This window comes from Achromobacter sp. (assembly GCF_057314935.1).
In genome coordinates this window covers 1-23,977 of the sequence record NZ_DBHKZA010000010.1, presented here as the reverse complement: position 1 = coordinate 23,977, position 23,977 = coordinate 1, and the positions used below count along the sequence as shown (strand labels likewise).

General features: G+C 66.0%; 19 protein-coding genes and 1 pseudogene. 9 read left to right on the top strand and 11 right to left on the bottom strand.

The genetic code is table 11. The features are described 5' to 3' along the window. From phbB to ACO6D5_RS05500, 6 genes are all read right to left on the bottom strand, one after another. Positions 1–695, bottom strand: a 695-nt coding sequence (gene phbB / locus ACO6D5_RS05525; protein WP_485824812.1) for an acetoacetyl-CoA reductase, incomplete at its 3' end; no start/stop codon positions are given. Then, the gene (locus tag ACO6D5_RS05520) at positions 685–1,152 is read right to left on the bottom strand and encodes a hypothetical protein (protein ID WP_315526246.1); all 468 of its coding nucleotides are present in this window, start codon (positions 1,150–1,152) and stop codon (positions 685–687) included. The genes phbB and ACO6D5_RS05520, both read right to left, overlap by 11 nt. Positions 1,153–1,195: 43 nt before the next feature. After that, on the bottom strand, positions 1,196–2,320 hold the full coding sequence (locus ACO6D5_RS05515; RefSeq protein WP_485824811.1) for an ABC transporter permease: 1,125 nt from the start codon (positions 2,318–2,320) through the stop codon (positions 1,196–1,198). Beyond that, positions 2,321–5,059: a ribosome-associated ATPase/putative transporter RbbA gene (gene rbbA / locus ACO6D5_RS05510; RefSeq protein WP_485824810.1), complete on the bottom strand. Its 2,739-nt coding sequence runs from the start codon at positions 5,057–5,059 to the stop codon at positions 2,321–2,323. Further along, positions 5,059–6,126, bottom strand: coding sequence for an HlyD family secretion protein (locus tag ACO6D5_RS05505; RefSeq protein ID WP_485824809.1), 1,068 nt, complete (start codon positions 6,124–6,126; stop codon positions 5,059–5,061). Before ACO6D5_RS05505 ends, rbbA begins: the two co-directional genes overlap by 1 nt. Before the next feature lie 17 nt (positions 6,127–6,143). After that, the gene (locus ACO6D5_RS05500) at positions 6,144–7,610 is read right to left on the bottom strand and encodes an efflux transporter outer membrane subunit (RefSeq protein WP_485824808.1); all 1,467 of its coding nucleotides are present in this window, start codon (positions 7,608–7,610) and stop codon (positions 6,144–6,146) included. Between the two features lie 192 nt (positions 7,611–7,802). Between ACO6D5_RS05500 and ACO6D5_RS05495 the strand changes: the two genes are divergently transcribed. Together ACO6D5_RS05495 and ACO6D5_RS05490 are read left to right on the top strand one after the other, a co-directional pair. Next, positions 7,803–8,423 carry a TetR/AcrR family transcriptional regulator gene (locus ACO6D5_RS05495; protein ID WP_485824807.1) on the top strand — a complete coding sequence of 207 codons (621 nt, stop codon included), beginning with the start codon at positions 7,803–7,805 and terminating at the stop codon, positions 8,421–8,423. Between the two features lie 193 nt (positions 8,424–8,616). Beyond that, entirely contained in the window at positions 8,617–10,137 is a 1,521-nt protein-coding gene (locus tag ACO6D5_RS05490) for an EAL domain-containing protein (RefSeq protein WP_485824806.1), read from the top strand. Between the two features lie 5 nt (positions 10,138–10,142). Here ACO6D5_RS05490 and kch read toward each other — a convergent pair whose 3' ends face one another. Continuing rightward, positions 10,143–11,354 (bottom strand): voltage-gated potassium channel protein, encoded by a 1,212-nt coding sequence (gene kch / locus ACO6D5_RS05485; protein ID WP_485824805.1) that lies wholly within the window; start codon positions 11,352–11,354, stop codon positions 10,143–10,145. A gap of 456 nt (positions 11,355–11,810) precedes the next feature. Then, a complete protein-coding gene (locus ACO6D5_RS05480) occupies positions 11,811–12,623 on the bottom strand; it encodes a response regulator transcription factor (protein ID WP_315526270.1) in 813 nt (270 codons plus the stop codon). Positions 12,624–13,352: 729 nt separating this feature from the next. Here ACO6D5_RS05480 and ACO6D5_RS05475 point away from each other — a divergent pair. Next, positions 13,353–13,748, top strand: coding sequence for a helix-turn-helix domain-containing protein (locus ACO6D5_RS05475; RefSeq protein WP_315526271.1), 396 nt, complete (start codon positions 13,353–13,355; stop codon positions 13,746–13,748). On the opposite strand, the gene ACO6D5_RS05470 is transcribed toward ACO6D5_RS05475, so the two are convergent. Continuing rightward, on the bottom strand, positions 13,729–14,877 hold the full coding sequence (locus ACO6D5_RS05470) for an acyltransferase family protein (protein ID WP_315526274.1): 1,149 nt from the start codon (positions 14,875–14,877) through the stop codon (positions 13,729–13,731). The two genes, ACO6D5_RS05475 and ACO6D5_RS05470, sit on opposite strands and share 20 nt — an antisense overlap. A 303-nt stretch (positions 14,878–15,180) precedes the next feature. On the opposite strand from ACO6D5_RS05470, the gene ACO6D5_RS05465 reads away from it, so the two are divergent. The 3 genes from ACO6D5_RS05465 to ACO6D5_RS05455 all read left to right on the top strand — a co-directional run bounded on the left by ACO6D5_RS05465 (position 15,181) and on the right by ACO6D5_RS05455 (position 17,466). Continuing rightward, complete coding sequence (locus ACO6D5_RS05465; protein WP_035213732.1) at positions 15,181–15,711, top strand: META domain-containing protein; 531 nt, start codon at positions 15,181–15,183, stop codon at positions 15,709–15,711. Positions 15,712–15,845: 134 nt separating this feature from the next. Next, entirely contained in the window at positions 15,846–16,643 is a 798-nt protein-coding gene (locus ACO6D5_RS05460; RefSeq protein WP_315526278.1) for an META and DUF4377 domain-containing protein, read from the top strand. Positions 16,644–16,728: 85 nt separating this feature from the next. Next, positions 16,729–17,466, top strand: a complete 738-nt coding sequence (locus ACO6D5_RS05455; RefSeq protein ID WP_485824804.1) for a sulfurtransferase — start codon at positions 16,729–16,731, stop codon at positions 17,464–17,466. A 58-nt stretch (positions 17,467–17,524) separates the two neighbouring features. On the opposite strand, the gene metG is transcribed toward ACO6D5_RS05455, so the two are convergent. Both metG and ACO6D5_RS05445 read right to left on the bottom strand, forming a co-directional pair. Further along, positions 17,525–19,591 carry a methionine--tRNA ligase gene (gene metG, locus ACO6D5_RS05450; RefSeq protein WP_315526283.1) on the bottom strand — a complete coding sequence of 689 codons (2,067 nt, stop codon included), beginning with the start codon at positions 19,589–19,591 and terminating at the stop codon, positions 17,525–17,527. 256 nt (positions 19,592–19,847) lie between these two features. Beyond that, a complete protein-coding gene (locus tag ACO6D5_RS05445; RefSeq protein WP_315526287.1) occupies positions 19,848–20,123 on the bottom strand; it encodes a hypothetical protein in 276 nt (91 codons plus the stop codon). Positions 20,124–20,224: 101 nt separating this feature from the next. Here ACO6D5_RS05445 and apbC point away from each other — a divergent pair, with 101 nt between their 5' ends. From apbC to ACO6D5_RS05430, 3 genes and pseudogenes are all read left to right on the top strand, one after another. After that, a complete protein-coding gene (apbC, locus tag ACO6D5_RS05440) occupies positions 20,225–21,313 on the top strand; it encodes an iron-sulfur cluster carrier protein ApbC (protein ID WP_485824803.1) in 1,089 nt (362 codons plus the stop codon). A gap of 3 nt (positions 21,314–21,316) precedes the next feature. After that, on the top strand, positions 21,317–23,218 hold the full coding sequence (locus ACO6D5_RS05435) for an autotransporter assembly complex protein TamA (RefSeq protein ID WP_485824802.1): 1,902 nt from the start codon (positions 21,317–21,319) through the stop codon (positions 23,216–23,218). Between the two features lie 2 nt (positions 23,219–23,220). Continuing rightward, positions 23,221–23,977, top strand: a pseudogene (locus tag ACO6D5_RS05430) (translocation/assembly module TamB domain-containing protein); the annotation flags it as partial.

Genomic DNA, 23,977 nt, shown 5'->3' with positions numbered 1-23,977 from the left:
AAGCCCGCCAGGTCGCTGCAGATGAACGCGACCAGCGCCGCGACTTCCTCGGGCTGGCCCAATCGGCCCACGGGGATCTGCGGCAATATCTTTTCCTTCAATACCTCCTCGGGCACCGCCTGCACCATGCGCGTGTCCAGATAACCGGGCGACACGGTGTTGACCGTGACGCCCTTGCCGGCCAGCTCCAGCGCCAGCGATTTGGTGAAGCCGTGTATCCCGGCTTTCGACGCGGCGTAGTTGGTCTGTCCGAACGCGCCCTTGCTGCCGTTCACGGATGAGATGTTCACGATGCGGCCCCAGCCGCGGTCGGCCATGCCGCCGCACAACGGCTGCGTCATGTTGAACATCGAATCCAGATTGCTGTGCATCACTTCGGACCAGTTCTCGAAGCTCATCTTGCGCAACCGGGCGTCGCGCGTGATGCCGGCGTTGTTGACCAGGATGTCGATCTGGCGGCCGTCGCGCTCGAGCCGCCGCATCAGCGCCTGGCACGAGGCATAGTCGCCCACGTCAACCTGATAGACGGCAAGGCGCCGCCCCTTGGCCGCTTCTTCGTCGACCCAGGCGCGCGTGGCGTCTTCGCTGGCGTGGTAGGTGACGATGACGTCATGGCCGGCGTCGGAAAGCGCCAGGGCGATGGCCCGCCCCAGGCCGCCGCCGCCGGTGACCAGCGCCGTGCGCTTAGCCGTCATGACGCCCACCCGGCTGGCTGGCGTCGCGCAGGGCCGAGCATGCCGCGGCCATCTGGTTCGACATCGTGGACCACATCTGCGTCATGGGCGACGTGCCGGCGGCCATGCCGGCGCCGGTGGCGCTCTTGAACCAGCCGCTCATGGCCTCGCCCAGCCCGGCCGCCAGCGCCGCTTGCTCTTCCAGCGCGGCGTGGGTGATCGCCTGGCTGGCTTCCAGCTGGCATTGCCATTGCTTGCGCGTGATCTCGCCCAGGGCCGGGGCGATCTGTTGCCAATCTCCGCCGTGCTTCAGCGGGCCGAGGGTGTCCAGGTACCGGGCGGCGTTGTCGTCGGCCAGCCGGCGGCCAAGTTCCATCCAGCGTTGCTGGCTTTCTTGCGCAAGCTGGGCCAGCCGTTGGCAATAGGCCGCATTGGCGCCGGCGATGCCTTGGGTCGTGGGGGCAGTAGTCTTCTTCATCATCCGTCCTTTTAAGAGAGTGGTAAGGGGTAACGAATCAGCCTCAAGCCATCTGGCTCAAGGTCTTGCGAAAACGCGCCAGGGAAAACGCGAACAGGACTGTGCCGATCAGCGCCAGCGCCAGGAACGGCTGCCACACGACGCTTAGGCCCGCGCCGCGGTAGAGGATTGCCTGGCCGAGTTCCACGAAGTGCGTGGTGGGGGCGGCCAGCATGATGTGCTGCACAAAGTCCGGCATGCTTTCGCGCGGGGTGGTGCCGCCGGACAGCATTTGAAGCGGCAACAGGACCAGTACCAGCAGCATGCCGAACTGCGGCATGCTGCGCGCCAGCGTGGCCATGAAGATGCCCATGGAGGTGGTTGCGAAGAGGTGCAGCGCCGCTCCGGCCAGGAACAGCGCCACGGACCCTTCGATCGGCACGTGTAACAGGCCACGCACGATGAACGTCAACGATAGCCCAGCGGAGGCCAGTACGACCAGCCCCATCGACCATACCTTCGCCACCATGATTTCGGTGGGGGTGACTGGCATCACCAGCAGGTGCTCGATGGTGCCGTGCTCGCGTTCGCGGATGAGCGCGGCGCCCGTGAGGATGATGGACAGCATGGTGACGTTGTTGATGATTTCCATCATCGCGCCGAACCACGCCTGCGTCAGGTTGGGGTTAAAGCGCATGCGCACCGCCAGCTCCACCGGCAGTTCAGTGGGTGCGCGGTAGCGTTTGACGAATTCGTTGATCTCGTCGGTGACGATCTGCTGGATGTAGCTGCTGCCCGTGAACGCCTGGCTCATGCGGGTGGCATCCACGTTCAGCTGGATCTCTGCCGGGCGGCCGGCCAGCACGTCGCGCTGGAAGTTTGGCGGGATGTTCACCGAGAACGTGTACTTCCCCGCGTCCATGCCCGAATCGGCCTGGGCAGCAGTGATGAATGCGGGGGGCGTGAAGTGCGGCGGATAGAAGGCCGATGCGATGCGCGCGGATAAGGGGGAAGCATCCTCGTCCACCACGGCGATGGGCGCGTTGTGCAGGGTTTCGGGCATCGCGGTCGCCGCCGTGTAGATCATCAGCGTGAACGACACGGCGATCAGGATCAGCATCATCGGGTCGCGCGCCAGGCTCCATAGTTCCTTGACGCCCAGGCGGAAGATATTGGCCACGTGCCTCATTTACGCCTCCTGTTTCTTCAGCAGGAGCACCGAGGCGCCCAGGATGATGGGGATGGCGGCAAGCAGCGGCCAGAACGACCCTTGCAGCGCGGTGAAGTCCAGCGCCTTGCTGAACACGCCGCGGCTGATCGTCAGCATGTGCGTGGCGGGGTAGATCTGCCCGATCAACCGTCCGGCGCCTTCCAGCGACGACACCGGGTTGAGCAGGCCGGCGAACTGCACGGCGGGCACCAGCGTGCCGATCATGGTGAAGAACAGCGCCGCGATCTGGCTGCGCGTGAACGTCGAGGCCAGCAGGCCGATGGCGGTGGCCACCACGTTGTAGATCAGCGCGGCCGCCAGCAACGTCGCGAAGCTGCCGGTGATGGGCACGCCGAACAGGGTGACCGCCAGCAAGGCCATCAGCAGGAAATTCAGCATCGCCAGCGCCACGTAAGGCGCCTGTTTGCCCAGCAGGAATTCCAGGCGCGTGACCGGGGTGACGTACAGATTGATGATGGATCCCAGTTCTTTCTCGCGCACGACGGCCAGGGCCGTCAGCATGGCGGGCATCATGAGCAGCAGCAGCGGAATCACCGCCGGCACCATCGCCGGCAGGCTGCGCACGTCGGGGTTGTAGCGGAACCGCGTTTCGATGCTGACCGGTTGGGCGGCGTTTACCCCCAGCCGTTCGCGCGCCTGCTGCATCAGCCAGCCCTGATGCATGCCCAGCACATAGCCACGGATGGTTTCGGCACGCTGCGGCATGGCGCCGTCGATCCAGACGCCGATCTGCGCCTGCTTGCCGCGCGCCACATCGCGGGCGAAACCCTGCGGGATCTCGATCGCCAGCGACAGCTCGCCGCTGCGCATGCGCGCATCCATGTCCTGATAGTCCTGGATGGGGGGGTGTTCGATGAAGTATCGGGAGCCGGACAGGTTCAGGCTGTAGTTGTGGCTGAGCGTGGTCTGGTCGCGGTCCATGACGGCGTAGCGCAGGTCTTCCACATCCAGACTGATGCCATAGCCCATCACGAACATCAGCAGCAGCGATCCCGCGAGGGCCAGCGTGGCGCGCACCGGGTCGCGCCGCAGCTCCAGCGATTCGCGCCACATATAGCTCAGGGCGCGCTGGAAGCTGAAGCCGCGATGCGGCGCCGGGGCGGGCGCGTCGGCAGGCGCGGCATCGGCCGCTTCCGCACCGGCTTCGGGCTGCGTGCCGGCGCCGGCGTCGATCAGATAGGCGATGAACGCCTCTTCCAGCGTCTTTGCGCCGCGCAGCCGCGTGATCTCGGCGGGCGATGCGCTGACCAGCACCTTGCCGGCATGCATCAATGACATCCGGTCGCAGCGCTGCGCCTCGTTCATGAAGTGCGTCGAGATGAAGATAGTGACCTGGTCCTGCCTGGCCAAGGCAATCAGCAAGCGCCAGAAATTGTCGCGCGCAACCGGGTCCACGCCCGAGGTGGGTTCGTCCAGGATCAGCAGTTCGGGTTTATGGACCATGGCCACGGCCAGCGACAGCCGCTGGCGTACGCCCATCGGCAGGCCCTCGGGCAAGCTATCCAGCACGTCGCCCAGATCAAAGCGCGCCACCATCTCGTCCACGCGGGCCGGAATGTCGGCTTCGGTCACATGGAACAGGCGGGCGTGCAGCACCAGGTTCTGGCGCACGGTCAGTTCGCCATACAGCGAGAAGGCCTGCGACATGTAGCCCACGCGACGGCGCGTATCGATGTTCTTCGGATCGACTTCCTGGCCGAACAGCCACGCCTGGCCTTCGCTGGCGGGCAACAGGCCCGTCAGCATTTTCATCGTCGTGGATTTGCCGCAGCCGTTCGACCCCAGGAAACCGAAGATCTCGCCGCGACGGATGCGAAAGTTGACGTGGTCCACGGCCACGAAGTCGCCGAAGCGCATGGTCAAGTCGCGGGCTTCGATGGCGATTTCGGCCTGGTCGTCGATGGCCAGCGGCAAGATTTCCACCGGTTTGTGGCCACGGCGCTTGGCCTCGGGCAGCAGCGCGATGAAGGCGGCTTCCAGGCCATCAGCGCCGGTGCGCTGCGTCAGCTCGGCCGGCGTGCCGGTGGCCAGCACCCGGCCCTCGTCCATGGCGATCAGCCAGTCGAAGCGCTGCGCCTCGTCCATGTAGGCGGTAGCCACGATCACGCTCATGCCCGGGCGCTCGCCGCGTATCTCGTTGATCAGGTCCCAGAATTGCGCGCGCGCTAGCGGATCCACGCCGGTCGTCGGCTCGTCCAGGATCAGCAGGTCGGGGTCATGGATCAGCGCGCAGCACAGGCCCAGCTTCTGCTTCATGCCGCCCGACAGCTTGCCGGCCGGGCGTGACAGGAATGCGGCCATGCCGGTGCTGCGCGTCAGGCTGTCGATGCGGCGACGCCGCTCGGCGTCGTCGTGGCCGAAGAGGCGGCCGAAGAACTGCAGGTTCTCTTCCACCGAGAGGGTGGGGTACAAGTTCTTGCCCAGGCCTTGCGGCATATAGGCGATGCGCGGGCAGACCGCGTCCCGGTGGCGGCTGCTGGCCATGTCACCGCCCAGCACGCCGATGCGCCCTTCCTGCACGGCGCGTGCGCCCGCCACCAGGGCCAGCAGGCTGGACTTGCCCACGCCGTCGGGGCCGATCAGGCCCACCATGCGCCCAGCGGGAATGTCCAGCGTGATGCCGTCCAGGGCCACGGTCTTGCCGTAGCGCAGGCTGACGCCTGACAGCGTGACGACGGGAGGGGCGGACGCGTCCATCAGGGCACGCGGACGTCAAGATTGGCGGGCCATGCGGCGTCGGCATCCAGCTTCAGCCAGGCCACGCCCGGCAGGCCGGTCTTGACCTGCTTCAGATGCTGCGCAAGCAAGTCCGGGCTGATCTGCGCCTTGACGCGGAACATCAGCTTCTGGCGTTCGCTGGCGGTCTCCACCGTTTTGGGCGTGAACTGCGCGGTGCTGGCCACGAACGACACCTTGGCTGGAATGACGTACTGCGGCGCGGCATCAAGGATGATGCGCACGTCCTGGCCAAGCGCCACGCGTCCGGCCGCCTGCTCGGGCAGGAAGAAGGTCATGTAGACATCGGACAGGTCCACCATGTTCAGCACCTTTCCGCCGGCGCCCAGCACTTCGCCCGGTTGGGCCACGCGGTACTGCACGCGGCCGTCGCGCGGGGCGCGCAGCTCGCTGTCGGCGATATCGGCGTCGATGCGGGCGATGGTGGCCAGCGCGGCGGTGACGGCCGACTGGGCGCCCACTTGCGCGGCGCGGGCCGCGTCGATGGCGGCCGCGGCGGCCGTCACCTGCGCACGCGCGGCGTTGACGGCCGCCTGCGCGCTGCGCACGCGAGCGCGGTCGTCATCCAGTTCCTGGATCGACGACGCGCCTTCCTTTGAGAGCGTCTCGGAACGCGCCAGCCGGCGGCGCGCGGCATCCGCTTCGCTTTCGCGTTGCGCTACCACGGCCTCGGCGGCCAGCTTGTCGCTTTCGCGCTGTGCCACTTGCGCGGCGGCGCTGGCGGCGCTATTGATGGCCTGCTGATGTTGCGCGCGGGCCTCTTCCCGCTGTGCGTTCAGCGTGTCGATCTGCATGTGCGCCAACGGCTGGCCCGCGGCCACGAAATCGCCTTCAATGGCCAGCACGTCCTGCACGCGGCCAGCCAGCTTGGTAGCCACGTCGATCTCGGTGGCCTCGATGCGGCCGTTGCCGCTGATAAAACCGTCGCCCGGTCCGGTGTCGGCCAGCAGGCGCCAGCCGGCGTAACCCGCCGCGGCCACCGCCAGGGCGATCAGGACGGGAATCAGTTTTCGGGAGGGCAGGCGCATGGTGTCGATTCCTTCGGTTATTGGAGGGCGGCGTCGGCCGAGGCCGCCGTGGCCGCAGCGGGCGCTTGCGTGCCGCCGCCCAGTGCGGCGTACAGGCCGACCCGGCTGGACAGCAGGGCGCGGCGCGTCTGCACCAGCGTTTGTTGCGCCGCCAGCAGGTCGCGCTGGGCGTCCAGGACTTCCAGGTAGGGTGATGCGCCGTGGTCATAGCGCAGCTGCGCCAGGCGGGCGCGTTCGGTCTGAGCGGCGACCGTGGCGCGCAACACCTCCACTTGCTCGGCCAGCCAATGCCGCGCCGACAGCGCGTCGGACACGTCACGGAAGGCGGCCTGGATGGTCTTCTCGTAGCCGGCCACGGCCTGGTCGCGCCGCGCCTCCGCCAGATCCAGCGCCGACTGTCGGCGGCCGGCGTCGAAGATCGGCAGGCTGATGCTGGGTGCGAAATTCCAGGCGCGGCTGGCGCCCGAGAACAGGCCGTCAAGCTCGGCGCTGGCGGTGCCGAATGCGCCCGTCAACGTGATGCTGGGCAGGAAAGCCGCGCGGGCCGCGCCGATGTTCGCGTTGGCGCCTTGCAGCTGATGTTCCGCCGCCACGATGTCGGGGCGGTTCGCGAGCAGGTCCGACGGCAGCCCGGCCGGCAGCTCGCGCATGACGGCCGCATCATCCAGCGGTTGCTTCTGCACGGGCAAGGTCAGCGGAGCGCCCACCAGCAGCGCCAGCGCATGGGCCTGTTCGGCACGGATACGCTCCAGGTCCGCACCCAGTGCGCGCGCTTGCTGCCACAGCGTTTCCACCTGGGTCAGATCCAGTTTGGATATCGCGCCCACGTCGAACCGGCGGCGGAAGATGCGTAGCGATTCGGCACGCGACGCGATCGTCTCGCGGGTCAGTTCCAGCCGTTCGTCCAGTTCGCGCAGCGTCAGATAACTGTCGGCCACTTGCGTGATGAGGCTAAGCGTGGCGGCCTGCGCCGCCGCGTCAGTAGCCAGGTAGTTCTGCAGCGCGGCGTCCTTCAGGCTGCGCACGCGGCCCCAGAAGTCCAGCTCCCAGCTGGCCAGCCCCAGACCCACCTGATACTGGCTGCTGATCTGGGGTTGGCCGGTCAGGTTCAGGTCGCCCGGCACGCGCGCGCGGGTGCCGTCGGCCTGCACCCCCACCGTGGGGAACTGATCGGCACGCTGGATGCCGTACAGGGCGCGTGCTTCCTGCACGCGCGCCAACGCCGTGCGCAGATCGCGGTTGTTGGCCAGCGCGGTATCGATCAAGGCCTGCAGCGCGGGATCGGAGAAGTACGTCCGCCAACTGATGTGCGATGCGGCCAGTTCGGCGGGGCGCGGCGCCGGCGCGTCGTAGGCGGCGGGCACGGGCAGGGCGGGCCGGCTGTAGGGAGGCGCCATGGACACGCATCCGGCCGCCATCAGCAATGCCAGCATGGCGGGCGCGATGCGCAGGGCGGGTTTGACTGGAAGCGGACAACGGGTCATGCAGGGGTCTCCAGCGCAGGGTGGGCCGGGCGCGTCCGTGACGGACAGGCTTGTGGCCCGGCGCCTGGACGGACCCGCTACCCGGGTCATGCAACCATTGTGCCGAGGACGCGCCGCACATTCCTTGATGCGCATCAAGTTAGCGACTGACCAGTCGGTTTTTAATGGCGGAAATTGTTCGAGGGATCCGCCATGCGCGTGCAACGCCGCCGATTACCTCCTGCCGTGCGCGTCGGGCAGATTCTGGACGCGGCATTGCAGGCCTTCTCGCACGCCGGCTATGCCGGCACGAGGATGGACGACATCGCGCTGCAGGCCGGCTTGTCCAAAGGCGGCCTCTACGCCCATTTCTCCAGCAAGGAAGCGGTGTTCGAAGCCTTGCTGGCGCGCCATCTGGACCCAGCCCCGCTGGATGTGGATGCCGTGGTGGACGGCGCTTCGTCGCCGCGCCACCTGGCCGAACGCATCGTGAACCACCTGTATGCCAGCCTGGCCGACACGGCCACGGTCAGCACGATGCGTCTGCTGCTGGCCGAAAGCGGCCGCGTGCCGCATCTGGCCGCACGTTGGCGTCGAGAGACCGCCGGCGCGCGCCAGGCGGAAATCAGCCAGGTGCTGCAGCGGGCACGAGCGCGTGGGCTATGCGGCGATTGCCTGGCGCTGGAGCATCCTTGGCTGCTGTTGGCGCCCGTCATCCACACGATCGTGATGTCGGCGCTGATGGGGCCTCAAGAACGCGTGAACCTGGCAGCGCGGCGACGGGGGCACGTGGCGTTGATCCAGCGGCTGCTGGAGCCGGACGCCGCGGCCTGACGCAGGGCCAGACCTGAGGCAGAATTGCGCCCGGCGCGCCCCGTCCAAGTTTCTTGACGCTGAGTCCCGCTTGGTGTCCTATCCATCCACGGAGTCATTGCACATTGACGGAATATCCAGCGAGGCGCTTTTGTCGACATCAGGGATGACGGTTCGTGTGCCATCTTGGCGCTATCTGCCCGTGGCGTTCGCCTTGGTCATTCCCGTCCTGCTATGCGTGGGCTGGACCTGGCTGCATGCCAAGAACGAGCAACGCGGCGCGGCCGAAGCCGCGGCGAAGATCGTCCGCGTCCAGGTCGATAACATGCTCTCTCACGCCTGGACCCTGCTGGACCGGGTGGCGGAGCTGACGCCCAAGCCCTGCGCCGAAGTGCTGTCCGCCTTGCAGCGCTGGAGCGCGCTGAACCCGTATTTTCGGTCACTGGTCCTGGCCAACCACGAATATATCTACTGTTCGTCGGTGGTGGGAGAGGTGGACTTCGCCCTTGGCGATTTCCGCCATTGGCCCAACGATACGCCGCCCGAGCGCTGGCTGTTTTCGGTGGCGGGCACGCCGCTGGCGCCTGAACGCCCGGCGATCCTGCTGGGCAAACCGGGGGCGCCCGGGTACAGCGGCGCGGTGGCGGTGGACGGCCGATACGTGCTGGACCTGCTCAATGCCGTGGCGACGCTGGGCGATTACCGGCTTGAACTCACGGTGGGCAAAGGGGCGCCCATCCGCAGCGATTCCTGGAACGCGCGACAGGGCCCCGCTGAACTCGTGTACGAGGAAGTCACCCGCGACAACGGCCGCGTGGCGCTGTCCATCAGGGTCATGGCGCCGTCGGAAAGCGTGGTGAACGCCTGGCAGCAATTGATGCTGAGCTATTTGCCCGTGGCCATGCTGATTGGCGCGGGGCTGGCCCTTGCTGCCTACCGCCTGCAGGTGAACCGGCTGTCGTACAAAGAACAACTGCGCCGCGCCATGCGGGCTGACGAATTCGAGGTGTACTACCAGCCTGTGTATGGCCAGCTGACGGGGCAATGCGAAGGCGTCGAGGCGCTCATGCGCTGGAACCGGCCCGGGGTGGGCTTCGTGCGGCCGGACATCTTCATCGCCGCAGCCGAGGCCGAAGACATGATCATTCCGTTGACGCAACACCTGCTGCGGCTGATTGAGCGCGATCTGCAAACCTGGCAGACGCCGCCGGACTTCCACATCGGCGTGAACATCGCGCCCGAGCACCTGTCCAGCCCCGGCCTGGTGCCTGAAATCCAGGCTTTCCGGGCGAACGTCGCAGCGCGTCGTCCGTTGATCGTGTTGGAGATCACCGAACGCAGCCTGATCTCGGACAATGGGCAGGCGCGCCGCAATATCGATGCGCTGCGCGCGGAGGGCGTGCGGGTGGCCATCGACGATTTCGGCACGGGCCACTGCTCGCTGTCGTACCTGCAGAAGTTTCCCGTGGATTACCTGAAGATCGACAAGGGCTTCGTGCACGCCATCCAGCCCACGGGCGAAGAGGCCCCGGTGCTGGACGTGATCATCACGCTGTCGCACCGGTTGAATCTGGCGGTCGTGGCCGAGGGCGTGGAAACGCAGGAGCAGTTCGACTACCTGATCTCGCGCGGGGTGGCGTTCATCCAGGGATACCTGTTCGCCCGCCCCATGCCCTCAGCGGAATTCGTGCCTTGGTATGCGGGGCACTCGCCGCCCGGTTCTCCGCCCGCCTGAATCGCTCAGGCAGGCTTGGACGGGGTCGCGGTCTTGGCGAAGAACAGGTCGGTGATGGCCTGGCTGTCCATGGGCTCGCCATTGATGGCGCGCGTCAGCAGTTCGGCGCCCAGCAGTTGCACCGAGAACACCATGTCGGGCTGCACGCGGCGGATTTTCTCCAGATGCTTGCTGGTGTTGACCAGCGCCACCGTCTTGGCGCCGCTGTCGCCGGTGGCTTCTTTGGCCGCCAGCACGATGAACGCGTTCTCGGCGTCGTCGGCGCGCAGCGCCAGCACATAGCGCGCGCGGGTCACGCCCGCCGTGTGCAAGACGTCGACGCTTGAAGGGTCGCCTTCGATCAGGTCTGCGGCCGCGGGATATTCCTGCGCGGAACCCGCGGGCACGATGACCGTGACTTCTTCGCCGCGACGCCGCAGGCCGTCGTAGACGCTTAGCGCCAGCGGGGTCGCGCCTGCAATGATGATGTGGTTTTTACGCATGGCGGTGGAGAACCTGCCTTTGACCAGCCGCTTCAGATTTCCGCCGATCACCGGGCCGGCGATCGCGCTGATGGAAGTGGCGAATACGGTGATGCCAAGAATGATAATCGACGCGGTGAACAGCCTGGCGGTGAGGGTGTGCGGCGTGATGTCGCCATAGCCCACCGTGGACATGGACACGATCGAGAAATAGAACGCGGTGCCCGCGTCGGTGACGGGCGGATTGAATTCGTTGCCCAGGTACAGCGTGCCGAATACGGCGTAGATCAGCAGTGACAGGACGCTGACCAGCGCGAACAGCGAACCGGCGGTGACGCTGGCCCGGTCAAAGCGTCGCCAATAGGCGATCAGCGCGAACACCAGCACCAGCGTGTAGATGCCCAGCCCCGCGCGCCCGCCGTCACCCAGGATGGCGAAGGTGCCGATGCCGATCAGCAGCACCAGCGAAAACGCCCACGCGATGCGCGCCTTCAGGATCAGGCCCAGCGCAATCACCTGCAGGCCCACGCCAAGCACAAGGCGCGGAATTTCCAGCAGGCCCACCACGCGCATCACTTCATGCCAGTTGTCCAGCGCCAGCCAGAAGGAATATTCGCGGGCGCGCACCTCGCGCAGCACCGGGTGCATGAAGGCGTATCCGTCCAGCGCGACCAGGATGGCCAGGCACCAGTTGGGCGGAAAGAACGCCAGCACTTTTCTGAAACGTTGCCGCAGGGATTGAGGGGTGATGGGCATGGGGAGGCGTGTCCTTTTCCGCCATTTTAGGATGGCGGCCACAACGCTTTGCTATATCTAATAGGTATAGAAGGCTATCAACAAAGAATTACTGGATTCACGCCCGAAGTCCTAAACTTCCTCCATCACGCGGCTATCCAAGAGGAAAACCGCTGATACGGGCGATAAGCCCGCCAGCAGTCAGGGCGGGCCCAGACCCCGGGCGTTGATCACGTTGCAGCTTGCGCGGGGACTAGAGACCCCGCTCAAGTTCACGGTCGGACCGTGCGTGAGTAGTATGAGGCACGAATGTTGGAATCGCGTGATCCAGGTAGAAGGCATCAGTGCCGGCTGATGACTCCGGGTTCACGTGTTGTTTTAGCGCGGCGTCTTACCTCTCGGGGGCAGCGCCGCGTTTTTTTCGCCTGTCGCATTGCGCGACCGGCAGGGCCGCCCGGCCTTGCTGCCAGGCTCGCCTCACGTTGACGCGCTTGCGTCCGCCGTTTCCCGGCGCCAGTCTTCCAGCCCGTCCACACGGCTGTCATCCCCGGCATCCCGATAGTCCAGATCCAGCGTGATGTCCGCGGCGAACATATAGCCCCAGCCATGCACCGCGCGGATCGGCAGCGTCATCTGATTGGCGGCCGCCTTGCGCCGCAGGCGGCTGATCATCACGTCCACGAAACGGCGGCGCGTGATGCCGCTGTCGGCATCGTCCGCGCCGTCGGCGTAGAAGGCGTCGCGGCTGACTTTGCGGTCGGGCGCCGTCACCAGGCGCGACAGGAAGTCGCGTTCCCCCGTCGTCAGGCCCAGGATGCGGCCTGCCGGGTTGATCAGGGTCCAGCCTTTGTTCGCCAGCCGCCAGGTTTCCTGCACGGGTTCCTCGGCGTGCGTGTCGGGCGTGGCGTCCATGCCGTCCAGCCCCACCGCGCGCCGCACCAGCGCCTGAAGTACCGCGGCAAGCTCCAGTCCGCTGACTTCAGGCGGCAAGCAGGCATCCGCGCCGCAGAGCAGGGTGCGGATACGGCTTTCGGTGTCCGCGAAGGTGGCGATCGCCACGATGCCCAGGCCCCGGTCCACCGCGCGCAGGCGGACGGCGGCATTGTGGATATCGGGTAGCGGCGCTTCCAGCACGATCAGCGGGCTGGGCCGGCGGGAATAGCGGTCATAGACGTCAACGAGGTCGTAGCAGCGGCGGATGCTGAAGCCCAGATGGGACAGGGCGTCCACTAGCCTGGCGTGCCTGGCATCGTCCTGCCCGAGGAAAATGACATCCAGCGTGTTGTTCATTGATGCTTCCAATGAGGTGGCGCGGCATGGAGGCGGCGCTTGGAGAGGAGGCGCGTTGGCGTCGGCAGTCCTGGCATACCCCCCTCTCCCTAAGCTGCGCGCCATGACGGGACCGTCTGGCGGTGTTGTTTGAATGTGGGCGAGAGGTCTGGACAAGGGTCCAGGTTCTATGTGCTTGCGGCCAGCCTTGGCCGGGTCCGGGATCCCGTCCGGCGCGTGGCCGACGCGCTGTCGCCGCTGGCCGCCGGTGACCCGATCCTGCATGGAAGTCACGCCCGTGTTTCATTTAAACACGGGCGTGTTTTTTTGTGAAGATACGTTTCTGTAGTTTCTGTTGGTAACTATGTGCCGGGGCGAAACCCCCAGGAAGCGGTTGAAACACTGTTTGTTTTCGCGTTTGCGACAATGGATCATTAAGTATTACCGATACATTATTTTCTATTTTCGACGCAAAAATACCCATAAACTTATGCGGGTTTTTGGCGCGCGCATCGCCCCTGGCGCGCGCAGCAATGTCCTGGACATTCTGCGGCTTGATCGCCGTAAGTCAAAGTCAGGTATGGAGTTTTTTATTTCCCGCCGGTAGTGGCCGGAGGGCGGCGGGCCGCGGGAAGCGGCAGGCAAGCAGGCAATTGTTGCGATTTACGGATTAACCCTGAAATTGGGGTGCAATCCGTTTATTTGGCACCAGTATTGAGATGTTTTAATCAAATAAATAAATTCATATTAATGTCTCAGGTTGATCGATTGGACACGTTTAGCCATCGTCTGCGCAACGCAAGAATGCTTCAGGGATGGACTCAAAAGGACTTGGCAGTCGCAAGCAACCTGTCGCAAAGCGCCATCGGCAACTACGAAAGCGGGCAACGCCTGCAACCCTCCAGCGATGCCCTCATCAAGTTGACCCGCGCCTTGCGGGTCAGTCCGATGTGGCTTAGCACCGGAGAGGGGCCGATGCTGAATTCCGGTTATGCCGACCCGCCCGTCAACGTGGGCGAGATCCCCCAACCGCCTGCCTGGCCGTTCGAGTCGGTCTCGTACGCGACCTACTCGCGGCTTAGCTCCCAGGAAAAGCGGCAGATCGAGCTTGTGCTGGCCGCCTACATCAAGGCGCGCGGCGAATAGACCCCAACGCCTGGCCGGGTTGCGCGGGCCGGCGCACACCCGCCGCCTGCGTTTGCCCGCGGTCCGGCGGTTCGCTGCGCAACCGGCTGCGCAGGCGTTCCACGGGATCGGCGATCAAGCCGTTCAGCAGTGCGGAGAACCCGATACAGCCCGTGACCACCAGCGCCGCAAAGAGCATGGGTTGATGCACTTCGACCTCGTTCAACAGCCAGCTGAAGAACATGATCACCAGCGAATGGCAGATATAGATGGGATAGCTCAACTCCCCGATCGCCTTGTCCAGCCGGTGCCGCGACTGGAACAGGAACGCCAGGGGCAGCAGGGCCGCGAACAGCAGCACAGCCAGCGCGTCGCGCACGTTGTGGTTCAGGCCGATCGAAAAATGAAGCAGGCAATAGACGCACAGCACCGCGGTGCCCAGCTCAGGCAGCCGGTGGATGCGACGTGTCCAGGCCTTGTAGCGCGGCAGCAGTACCTGGTGCGACAACGACCCCGCCAGGAACAGCGCCAGCTCCGTGGGGAAGAAGCGGTAGGTCCACGGGTCGGTCATGCCGATGCCGGTCGCGACAAGCACCGCGCGCAACGCCAGCGAGGCCGCCAGCAGGGCGATCAGCCGTCGCGGCGAGTGCAGCACGAAGGGCGCCACCAGATAAAAGCTCATCTCCACGCCCAGCGTCCACGCCTGCGGCACCAGCAGTCCCTGATACAAGGGCACCTCGCTATGCGCGAAGTTGCCCGTGAACACCAGGGCGGAGTGTTCGATGCCGAAGAACATCAGCCAGTCCTGACCCAGGATGAGCAGGTTGGCCAGCACCAGGAACAGTTCCGCGGAAAAGGGCAGGGCGTCGTAGATGCGGAAGAACGCGCCGCCGCTCATCACGTGCGCCATCAACGTCAGCGCGGCCACCGCCAGATAGATGGGGAACAGCCGCAGGAAGCGGTTGGCGTAGAACTTGCCGGTTGCGCCCTGGTAGTTGTCCGTCGCCGTCAGCACATAGGAAATCAGGAAGCCGGAAATCACATAAAACAGCTGCACGGCCAGCCGGCCGCCAACCAGGTGGTCGGCGTAGCCGCCGCCCAGATGGTCCAGCACCACTGACAGCGCCAGCAAGGTTCGTAGAAAGCCCATCGCCGTGTCTCCCGGTCGTCTTATTGTTTGGCCCCTCGGGCCGGACACCTGCGTCTGCGGTACCGCTATGACCGGTGGCGTCTGCCCGTGCTGCACGGGTGGGCCGGCAAGATGGTCTGCAATGATTCTGCGCGCCACCCGGGGGCGCCGCCATGCGGCATTCGATGCAGCCCTCTGCGTCATCGGCGTGAGTGCGGGGGCGGGTCTTGCTGCTTTTGGATACGGCTGTAGGGGGGAGAGAAAGGGCGTTGCGCCCCGCTGCCGGTTACAGTCGAGGGTGTGAATTTCTTAGGAGTCCCATCCATGCTTACTCATCTGTCTTCGCGTTGCCGGTTGCTTTGCCTGAGCCTTCTGACCGTGGCATTGGCGGGTTGCGCGGGGTCCACGGGGGGCGCGCGCGCCGAGGGCGCCGCGGCGGCCAACGCCGCCAGCAGCGCGGATTCGCTGGCGCAGACCAGTTGGGAGCTGGTGCGATGGACGCAAGCCGGCGGCGCGCTGCGCGACATCCCGCACGGCGACAACGGCGAACCCGTGCGGCTGACGTTCCTGGCGCAAGGCAAGCAGTACCAAGTGAACGGTTTTTCGGGCTGCAACCGCTACATGGGCTCCTACAAGCTGGAAAGCGGCAAGCTCTTCATCAACGCGCCCGCCTCGACCCGCATGGCCTGCGCGGCGCCTGAGCGCGCCAAGCTGGAAGCCGATTACCTGCGTGGCCTGACCATCATCGACACGTTCACGCTGGATAGCGGCGGCGCGCCGCGGCATCTGACGTTCAACCTGCGCGGCGGCGACGTCCTGGAGTTCGAGCGCCGGCAGGATCCCCCCACGCCGTAACGTGTGGCGCAGCGGATATCCGTTTCAGGATGTTTTCCCGCTGAAAAACAGGGCCGGGGCACGCCTACAATGGCGCTGCCCGGCCCTGGCGCGTCGCCCGGGGCCTGGAATTCCTTGCATTCCGGGAGACCCCCATGTCCTTTACCGCTACCCTGCGCTGGCTTGCCCCGTGCGTCCTGTCCGTTGGCCTGGCCGCCTGCGCGTCGCCTCCCCAGCGGGCCGCAGACGGGCAGGATCCTCGTTACCAGCCGGCCTCGGCGTCGGACATTCTGGCGCAGACCAGTTGGGACCTCGCGCGCTGGACACAGCCGGGCGGGGGTTTGCGCACCATTCCGCATCCGTCCACGAATTCCCGCCCGCTGACGGTCACCTTCATCCATGACCGGGGTGCGCCGCGCCTGTCCGGCTTCTCGGGCTGCAACCAGTACAACGCGCCCTATACCGTCGCCAACGGCCAGTTGATCGTGCAGGCAAACCCCGTGGCGACGATGATGGCCTGCGCTGCGCAGAACATGGCGCTGGAGCAGGACTTCCTGGCTGGCCTGACCCGCATCACCGCCACGTCGCTGGACAACACCAACAACCCGCAGCGCATGACGTGGGTGCTCAGCACCGGCGATACGCTGGACTTCGGCCGCCGCGTCGATCCGGTGGCGGGCGGGCAGGCGGGGCCGACCAAGCTGGTCTACGTGAACTCTGAACGCGTGCCGTGCAACGCCGGCGCGGGCCGCACCCAGTGCTACCAGGTGCGCGACAGCGCTTCCCAACCTTGGCAGTTCTGGTATGGCGACATTACGGGCTTCAACTTCCAGCCGGGCATCCGTTATCGCCTGCGCGTGGTCGAAGTCCCCGACCCGAATCCGCCGGCGGGCGGCTCGTCCATGCGCTGGGTGCTGGACGCCGTGATCGAGCAGGAAATCGTCAATCGTTGAGCCGGATCAAGGCGGGCGGGCGGCGGGGCAACCCGCCCAGCGATTACTATTACGGGCTTCGCCGTCCGTTTTCCATCGCTTTGCCATGACTTCCGTCGTCAATATCGCCGCCTACAAATTCGTTTCGCTGGATGCCCTGCCCGACCTGCGCGCCCATCTGCTGGCCCAGGCCGGCAACGCGTCGCTCAAGGGCACCATCCTGCTGGCCGAAGAGGGCATCAACCTGTTCCTGGCCGGCTCGGCCGAGGGCATCGACGCCTTCCTGCAGGCGCTGCGCGGGGACGCCCGCTTTGCCGACCTGGAAGTCAAGTTCAGCCATAGCGGAGGCGTGCCGTTTCGCAAGCTGCTGGTGAAGATCAAGCGCGAGATCATCCGCATGGATCACCCCACCATCCGCCCCGAAGCCGGACGCGCTCCTGGCGTGGACGCCCAGACGCTGGCTCGCTGGCTGGCCCAGGGCAAGGACGACGCCGGACGGCCCGTCGTGATGCTCGACACCCGCAACGCGTTCGAGGTGGACGAAGGCACGTTCCAGAACGCCATCGACTGGCGCATCGACCGCTTCACGCAGTTCCCCGCCGCCGTGCAGGCGCACCGCGCCGAACTCGAAGGCAAGACCGTCGTCAGTTTCTGCACGGGCGGTATCCGCTGCGAGAAAGCCGCCATCTACATGAACGAGGCCGGCATCCAGAACGTGTATCAACTGGATGGCGGCATCTTGAAGTACTTCGAGGAAACCGGCGGCCCGGGCTACGAAGGCAAATGCTTCGTGTTCGACGAACGGCATTCGCTGGATCCGGGGTTGGCGCCTAGCAAGGCCTGATTCCGGTCATGCAAAAAAAAGCCCGCCAGTTTTGGCGGGCTTTTTACATGTTGCGCGATCAGCGCACGCGCATGCCGGGCTTGGCGCCGGGGAACGGTTCCAGCACGTAGATGCCGGCGTCCACGGCTTCGTCCGCGTGGCTGGCGGCCAGCACCATGCCTTCGGATACGCCGAATTTCATCTTGCGCGGCGCCAGGTTGGCCACCATGACGGTCAGCTTGCCGATCAGGTCTTCCGGCTGGTAGGCCGATTTGATGCCCGAGAACACGTTGCGGTGGCGGCCTTCACCCACGTCAAGCGTCAGGCGCAGCAGTTTGGTCGAGCCTTCGACGTGTTCGCAATTGACGATCTGCGCGATGCGCAGGTCGACGCGGGCGAAGTCGTCGATCGAGATGGTTTCGGCCAGCGGCTCGCCGCCAGGCACCACCACCGGCGCGGCGGGCGGTTCGAACAGGTCTTCGAGCATTTGCGGTTCGACGCGCTGCATCAGGTGCTTGAACGGCGCCACACGCTGCGGCAGGACGGCGGCGTCGGCCCACGTGAACGGCGCCTGGGCGCCGAACAGTTCCAGCGCAACGCGTTCGGCCAGCGACGGCAGCACGGGGGCCAGCATCACGGACAGGGCCTTGAAGCCTGCCAGCGAACGCGAGCAGATGTCCTGCAGCGCGGCCTTTTGCGCGTCGTCCGCGGTGGCGATGCCCTTGGCCAGCACCCACGGCTGGGCCGTGTCGAACGCCTGGTTGATGCCGTCGGCGTAAGCCATGATCTCGCGGATGGCGCGGTTGTATTCGCGGGCTTCGAACGCGGCGCGGATGGATTCGGCCTGTTGGGCGTATTCCGCCGACAGGGCGGCGGTGTCGCCGGAATAGCCCAGGGCCCCGTCGAAGTGCTTCGTGATGAAGCTGGCGGCGCGGCTGGCGATGTTGACGTACTTGCCGACCAGGTCGCTGTTCACGCGGGCGATGAAGTCTTCGGGGTTGAAGTCCATGTCTTCGACCCGGGCGTTCAGCTTGGCGGCGATGTAGTAGCGCATCCACTCGGCGTTCATGCCGATTTCCAGGTAGCGCAGCGGCGAGATGCCGGTGCCGCGGCTCTTGGACATCTTTTCACCGCTGACGGTGATGAAGCCGTGCACATTCACCGCGTCCGGCGTCTTGCGGCCGGCGAACTTCAGCATGGCCGGCCAGAACAGCGCGTGGAAATACACGATGTCCTTGCCGATGAAGTGGACTTGTTCGGTCGTGCCGTTGGGATCGAGCAGGGCGTCGAAATCCAGGCCCTTGACTTCGCAATACGACTTCAAGGACGCCAGATAGCCGACCGGCGCGTCCAGCCACACGTAGAAGTACTTGCCCGGCGCATCGGGGATCTCGATGCCGAAGTAGGGCGCATCGCGCGAAATGTCCCAGTCGCCCAGCTTGGCTTCGCCGTCTTCGGCGCCCAGCCATTCGCGGGTCTTGGCCAGCATTTCCGGTTGCAGGTGCTTGCCGCCATTGGCGTTCGAGCCCGTGGTCCATTGCTGCAGGAATTCCACGCAGCGCGGGTCGGACAGCTTGAAGAAGAAGTGGTCCGACGACTTCAGCACAGGCGTGGCGCCGGTCAGCGCCGAGTACGGGTTGATCAGCTCGGTGGGCGCATAGACCGCGCCACAGACCTCGCAGGAATCGCCGTACTGGTCCTTGGCGTGGCACTTGGGGCATTCGCCCTTGATGTAGCGGTCGGCCAGGAACATGCCCTTGACCGGATCGTAGAACTGCTCGATCGAGCGCGTTTCGATCAGGTCCTGGGCCTTCAGCGCGCGATAGATGTCATGCGACAGCGCGACGTTTTCGGCGGAGTCCGTGGAATGCCAGTGGTCGAAACGGATGTGGAAGCCGTTCAGGTATTGCGGGCGCTCAGCAGCGTAGCGGGCGACCAGCGCCTGCGGCGTGATGCCTTCCTTTTCAGCCTTCAACATGATGGGCGCGCCGTGCGCGTCATCCGCCCCTACGAAGTGCACCGTGTGGCCCGCCATTCGCATCGAACGAACCCAGATATCGGCCTGGATGTACTCCATGATGTGGCCGATGTGGAAAGATCCGTTGGCGTAGGGCAGCGCAGTGGTGACAAATAGGGTGCGAGACATGGTTGTCAGTAGAGGTTGAGGGGAAAAAGGGGATTGGCCGGCCATTTTAGGGCAACGGCGCAGACTTGGCCGCCGCAGGGCGCCCGTGTCCGAAAATGACGCAACCCGCCTATCGCAATGCAGCGAAGGAGGCGGGTTGAAGGAATGCGGCCATACGCCGGGTGTGGCCATCGGGGCGAAGGCGCCCGGATGGCGTGCCCAGGCATCGGCCGGCTTGCGCCGCAGGGCGGCGCAAGCGCTTGCGGGAAAGCCGCCGTCAGCGGATTTCGCGGGCTTCGACGTCGATCACATCGCCGCGCGGCTGCGTGGCGAAGGGGGCGGTGGCGGACTGGAACGGACCCGGGCGGGCGCCTTGGCGCTGGCTCCAATAGGCGCGAACGCCGAAAGGTTTGCCGCGCACCTTGGCGACCACGTACAGGATCGCCACGGCGATCGCCGTGGACAGCATGAAGACCAGCGCCATCGCCATGCCGATCAAGGCCAGGGCGGCGAATAGGACGGCACGGAAGAAGCGGAGAAGTGTGTTGGTCATGAAGGTCGGATGCAAAACGCAGCGAAAGGTTCCCGTGTATCCGCTATCCTTTAGGGGATGGCGGCCCGCAGAAGCCGCGCTGCCTACGGAACCATAGTGACATGAGTATAACGATAGAACACATTCGCGCCGCTTTGCGCGCCGCGCACGACCCGAACACCGGATTGGACCTAGGCGTTTCTGTAAAAGATCGTGACATTCAATTAACGGGGCCGCGTGCCGCCCTGACGCTGGAACTCGGCTATCCCGCCGACGGCGTCCGCGACCAGATCCGCGATATTGCCGTGGCGGCCCTGGCGGCAGCCGGCGCGCCGGACGCGCAAGTCACCGTGACCTGGAAAGTCGCCGCCCACGCCGTGCAGAAGGGTCTGAAGCCCCTGCCGAACGTGCGCAACATTATTGCAGTGGCCTCGGGCAAGGGCGGCGTGGGTAAAAGCACCACCGCCGTGAACCTGGCACTAGCCCTGTCCGCCGAAGGCGCCAAGGTCGGCCTGCTGGACGCCGATATCTACGGCCCCAGCGTGCCGACGATGCTGGGCATTTCCGGCCGTCCCGAGAGCCTGGACAATAAAAGCATGGAACCGCTGACGGGCCACGGCCTGCAAGCCAATTCCATCGGATTCCTGATCGACGCCGATTCGCCCGCCATCTGGCGCGGCCCCATGGTCACGCAGGCGCTGGAGCAACTGCTGCGCCAGACCAATTGGCGCGACCTGGACTACCTGATCGTCGACATGCCCCCGGGTACGGGCGACGTGGCCCTGACCCTGGCGCAGAAAGTGCCGGTGGTGGGCGCCGTCATCGTCACCACGCCGCAGGACGTGGCGCTGCTGGACGCCCGCAAGGGCTTGCGCATGTTCCAGAAGGTGGAAGTGCCGATCCTGGGCGTGGTCGAGAACATGGCCATCCATATCTGCTCGCAATGCGGGCACGCCGAACACATCTTCGGCGAAGGCGGCGGCCAGCGCATGGCCGAGCAATACCAGACGCCCTGGCTGGGCAGCCTGCCATTGACGCTGGCGATCCGGGAACAGACGGACGCCGGTACGCCGACCGTGGTGTCGGACGCCGGCAGCGAAGCCGCTTCGCTTTATCGGGGCATCGCCCGGAAGCTGGCAGCGGGCGTCGCGGCGCTACCGCGCGACATGGCCGGAAAATTCCCGTCCATCGTCGTGCAGCAGCCGACCTGACGCATGCGGTGGGCAGCCCGAGCCTTCTTGGCTGGACTTTGCGTGGTATCGGGCGAGGCGCTGGCCAAACGCCCGGAGATCATCGTGGACCCCGGCGGCGTGCCGCCGGCCGCGCTGCAGGCGATCACCGAGGCGGTGGACGCGATTGCGCGGCTGGCCGAGGACCAGGACGGCGGTGAAATCAATCGGTTGCGCCGGCGCGCGCGCGACGCGACGCTGGCCGCCCTGGCCACCCAGGGCTATTTCTCGCCCACGGTGACGCTCGAGGCGGGCACCGACATCGGCGGAGAAACCTGGGATATCGGCATCGTGTCCGGCAAGCGCACCACCGTGTCGGAAGTGGATCTGAAATTCACGGGCCGCATCACGCGTCCGGAATATGCGCAACGCGTGCAGAAGCTGCGCGACGACTGGCAATTGAAGGCGGGGCAGCCGTTCATCAACAGCGATTGGAACAAGGCCAAATCGAGCTTGCTGGACCAGGTCTCCACGCGCGATTTCATGTTGGCGCGCATGACGGCTTCGCAGGCCGATATCCAGGCGGACACGGCGTCTGCCGTGCTGCGCGTCACCATCGACAGCGGGCCTCAGGTCCGGATGGGTGAACTGAATACCGAAGGCCTGAAGCGGGTGCCGGACAAGCTGGTGCAGCGCTATGTGCGCTATTCCGTGGGCTCGGCCTATGACCAGAACCGGCTGGACACCTGGCAACAGGACCTGCAATCCACCGCGTTCTTCCGGGGCGCCTTCGTCTCGCTGGAGCAGCCGGGCGCCACGCAGCAGCAGCAACAGGCCCAGGAGGCGAAATCGGACCGCGCCCGCGCGCCCGGCTCGACCGACCTGGCCGCGGCCACGCCGGCGGGCGACCCGTCCGTCTCTGGCGCGGTGCCGCCGCCGCCGGCCGCCTATGACTCGGATGGCGAAGTGACGCTGCCCGTGCAGGTGCGGGTGGTCGAAGCGCCGCCCAAGCGTTTCACGGCCTCGCTGGGCGTGGACGACGAAGCCGGCCTGCGGGTGGAGTCGCTGTACCGGCAGAACGTGGTGTTCGGCCAGCCGCTCACCATGGAGACGGGCTTCAGCGTCGACCGGCTGCGCCAACGCGCCTATGCGGACTTCCTGCTGCCGCCGACCGAACGCGGCTACAAGGATTCCTTCGGCGTCCTGGCGGACCATTCCGATATCCAGGGCCTGGACGTCACCCGCTACGCCTTGGGCGCGACGCGCCTGCAGGAACGCAAAGGCGCGGGCGACAGCCGCGTGGAATACGAAACCCGCTGGGGCCTGTTGCTGGCCCAGGATCACGTGAAGATCGATGGCGGCGACGAATACACCTTGCCGACGCTGACCGCGACGGCCGAGTGGCTGCGCCGCGATGTGGACAACAAGTACGACCCGCGCGAAGGCAACCTGATCGCCGTGGGCGGCGGCGTCGGCGTCACGCTGGATACGGGCGAGCCCTATACGCGCGCCCGGCTGCGCGCCCAGAAATGGTGGCCGATCGGCAAGCTGGACGTGCTGACGGTGCGCGGCGAAGTCGGCCGCGTATGGTCCAGCAGCAAGGTGCAGGTGCCGGACGATTTCGGTTTCCGCACGGGCGGCGCGCGGTCGATCCGCGGCTACAAGTACCAGAGCATCGGTTTGCAGCGCGACAACGCCGTCGTGGGCGCGCCCACCCTGGTGGTCGGCAGCATCGAATACGACCACTATTTCAATGAGCGTTGGGGCATGGGCGTGTTCGTGGACGCGGGCGACGCGGCCGAATCGTTCGGCGACATGTCGATGGCGGTGGGCTATGGCGTGGGCGCCCGGGTGCGCACGCCGGCGGGCCCGCTGTTCCTGGACCTGGCCTACGGTCAGCGTGAACGCGACTTGCGCCTGCACTTTTCGTTGGGGATCGCGTTTTGAAGGTGTTGCGCAAAATCCTGCGCCAGATCGTGGTTTGGTGGTTGCCGGGCCTGGCGATGCTGGCCTTGCTGGCCAGCGGATTCCTGTTTTGGCTGGTGGGCTCGCAGAACGGCACGCGGCTGCTGTTGACCACGGCCGCCCAGCAATTGAACGGGCAGGCGCTGGAGGTGAACGGTTCGCTCTTGCGCGGCGTGTCGGTGGGCAAGCTGGACCTGGACGTGGGCGGCGCCCGGATCGACATCAGCGACCTGCACCTGGACGTGCATTGGCGCGCCCTGGGCGACCGCCTGCTGCATGTGCGCGACGTGTCGGCGGGATCGGTGCGCGTGGACTTGACCTCGTCGCCCGAGGCGGCGCCCGAGGAAGACGACGGCGCCCCGTTCACGCTGCCGTCGCTGCCGGTGGACATCGCGGTGGACCGCGTGGCGCTGGGCGATTTCCAGCTGGATCAGGATGGCCAGCCGCTGCCCGTGACGCTGGGCGATCTGAACGCCACCTTCGCGGCGGGCAAGCAGGGCGCGCAGTTGCGCATCGCCAGCCTGCGCGTGGGCCATGCGGTGGGGCAAGCGGACGTGTCGGGCCAGGCCGAACTGCAGGGCATGGCCGACCCCTGGCCATTCGCGGCGCGGCTGGACGTGACCGCGCGCGGCTCAGGTCCGGATTCCCCGCTGTGCCAGGCGGACAAGCTGAGCGGCGTGTTCGATACGCGTCCGGCCAAGGCCGATGCCGAAGCCAAGTCCGATCCCAAGGCCAAGGCCG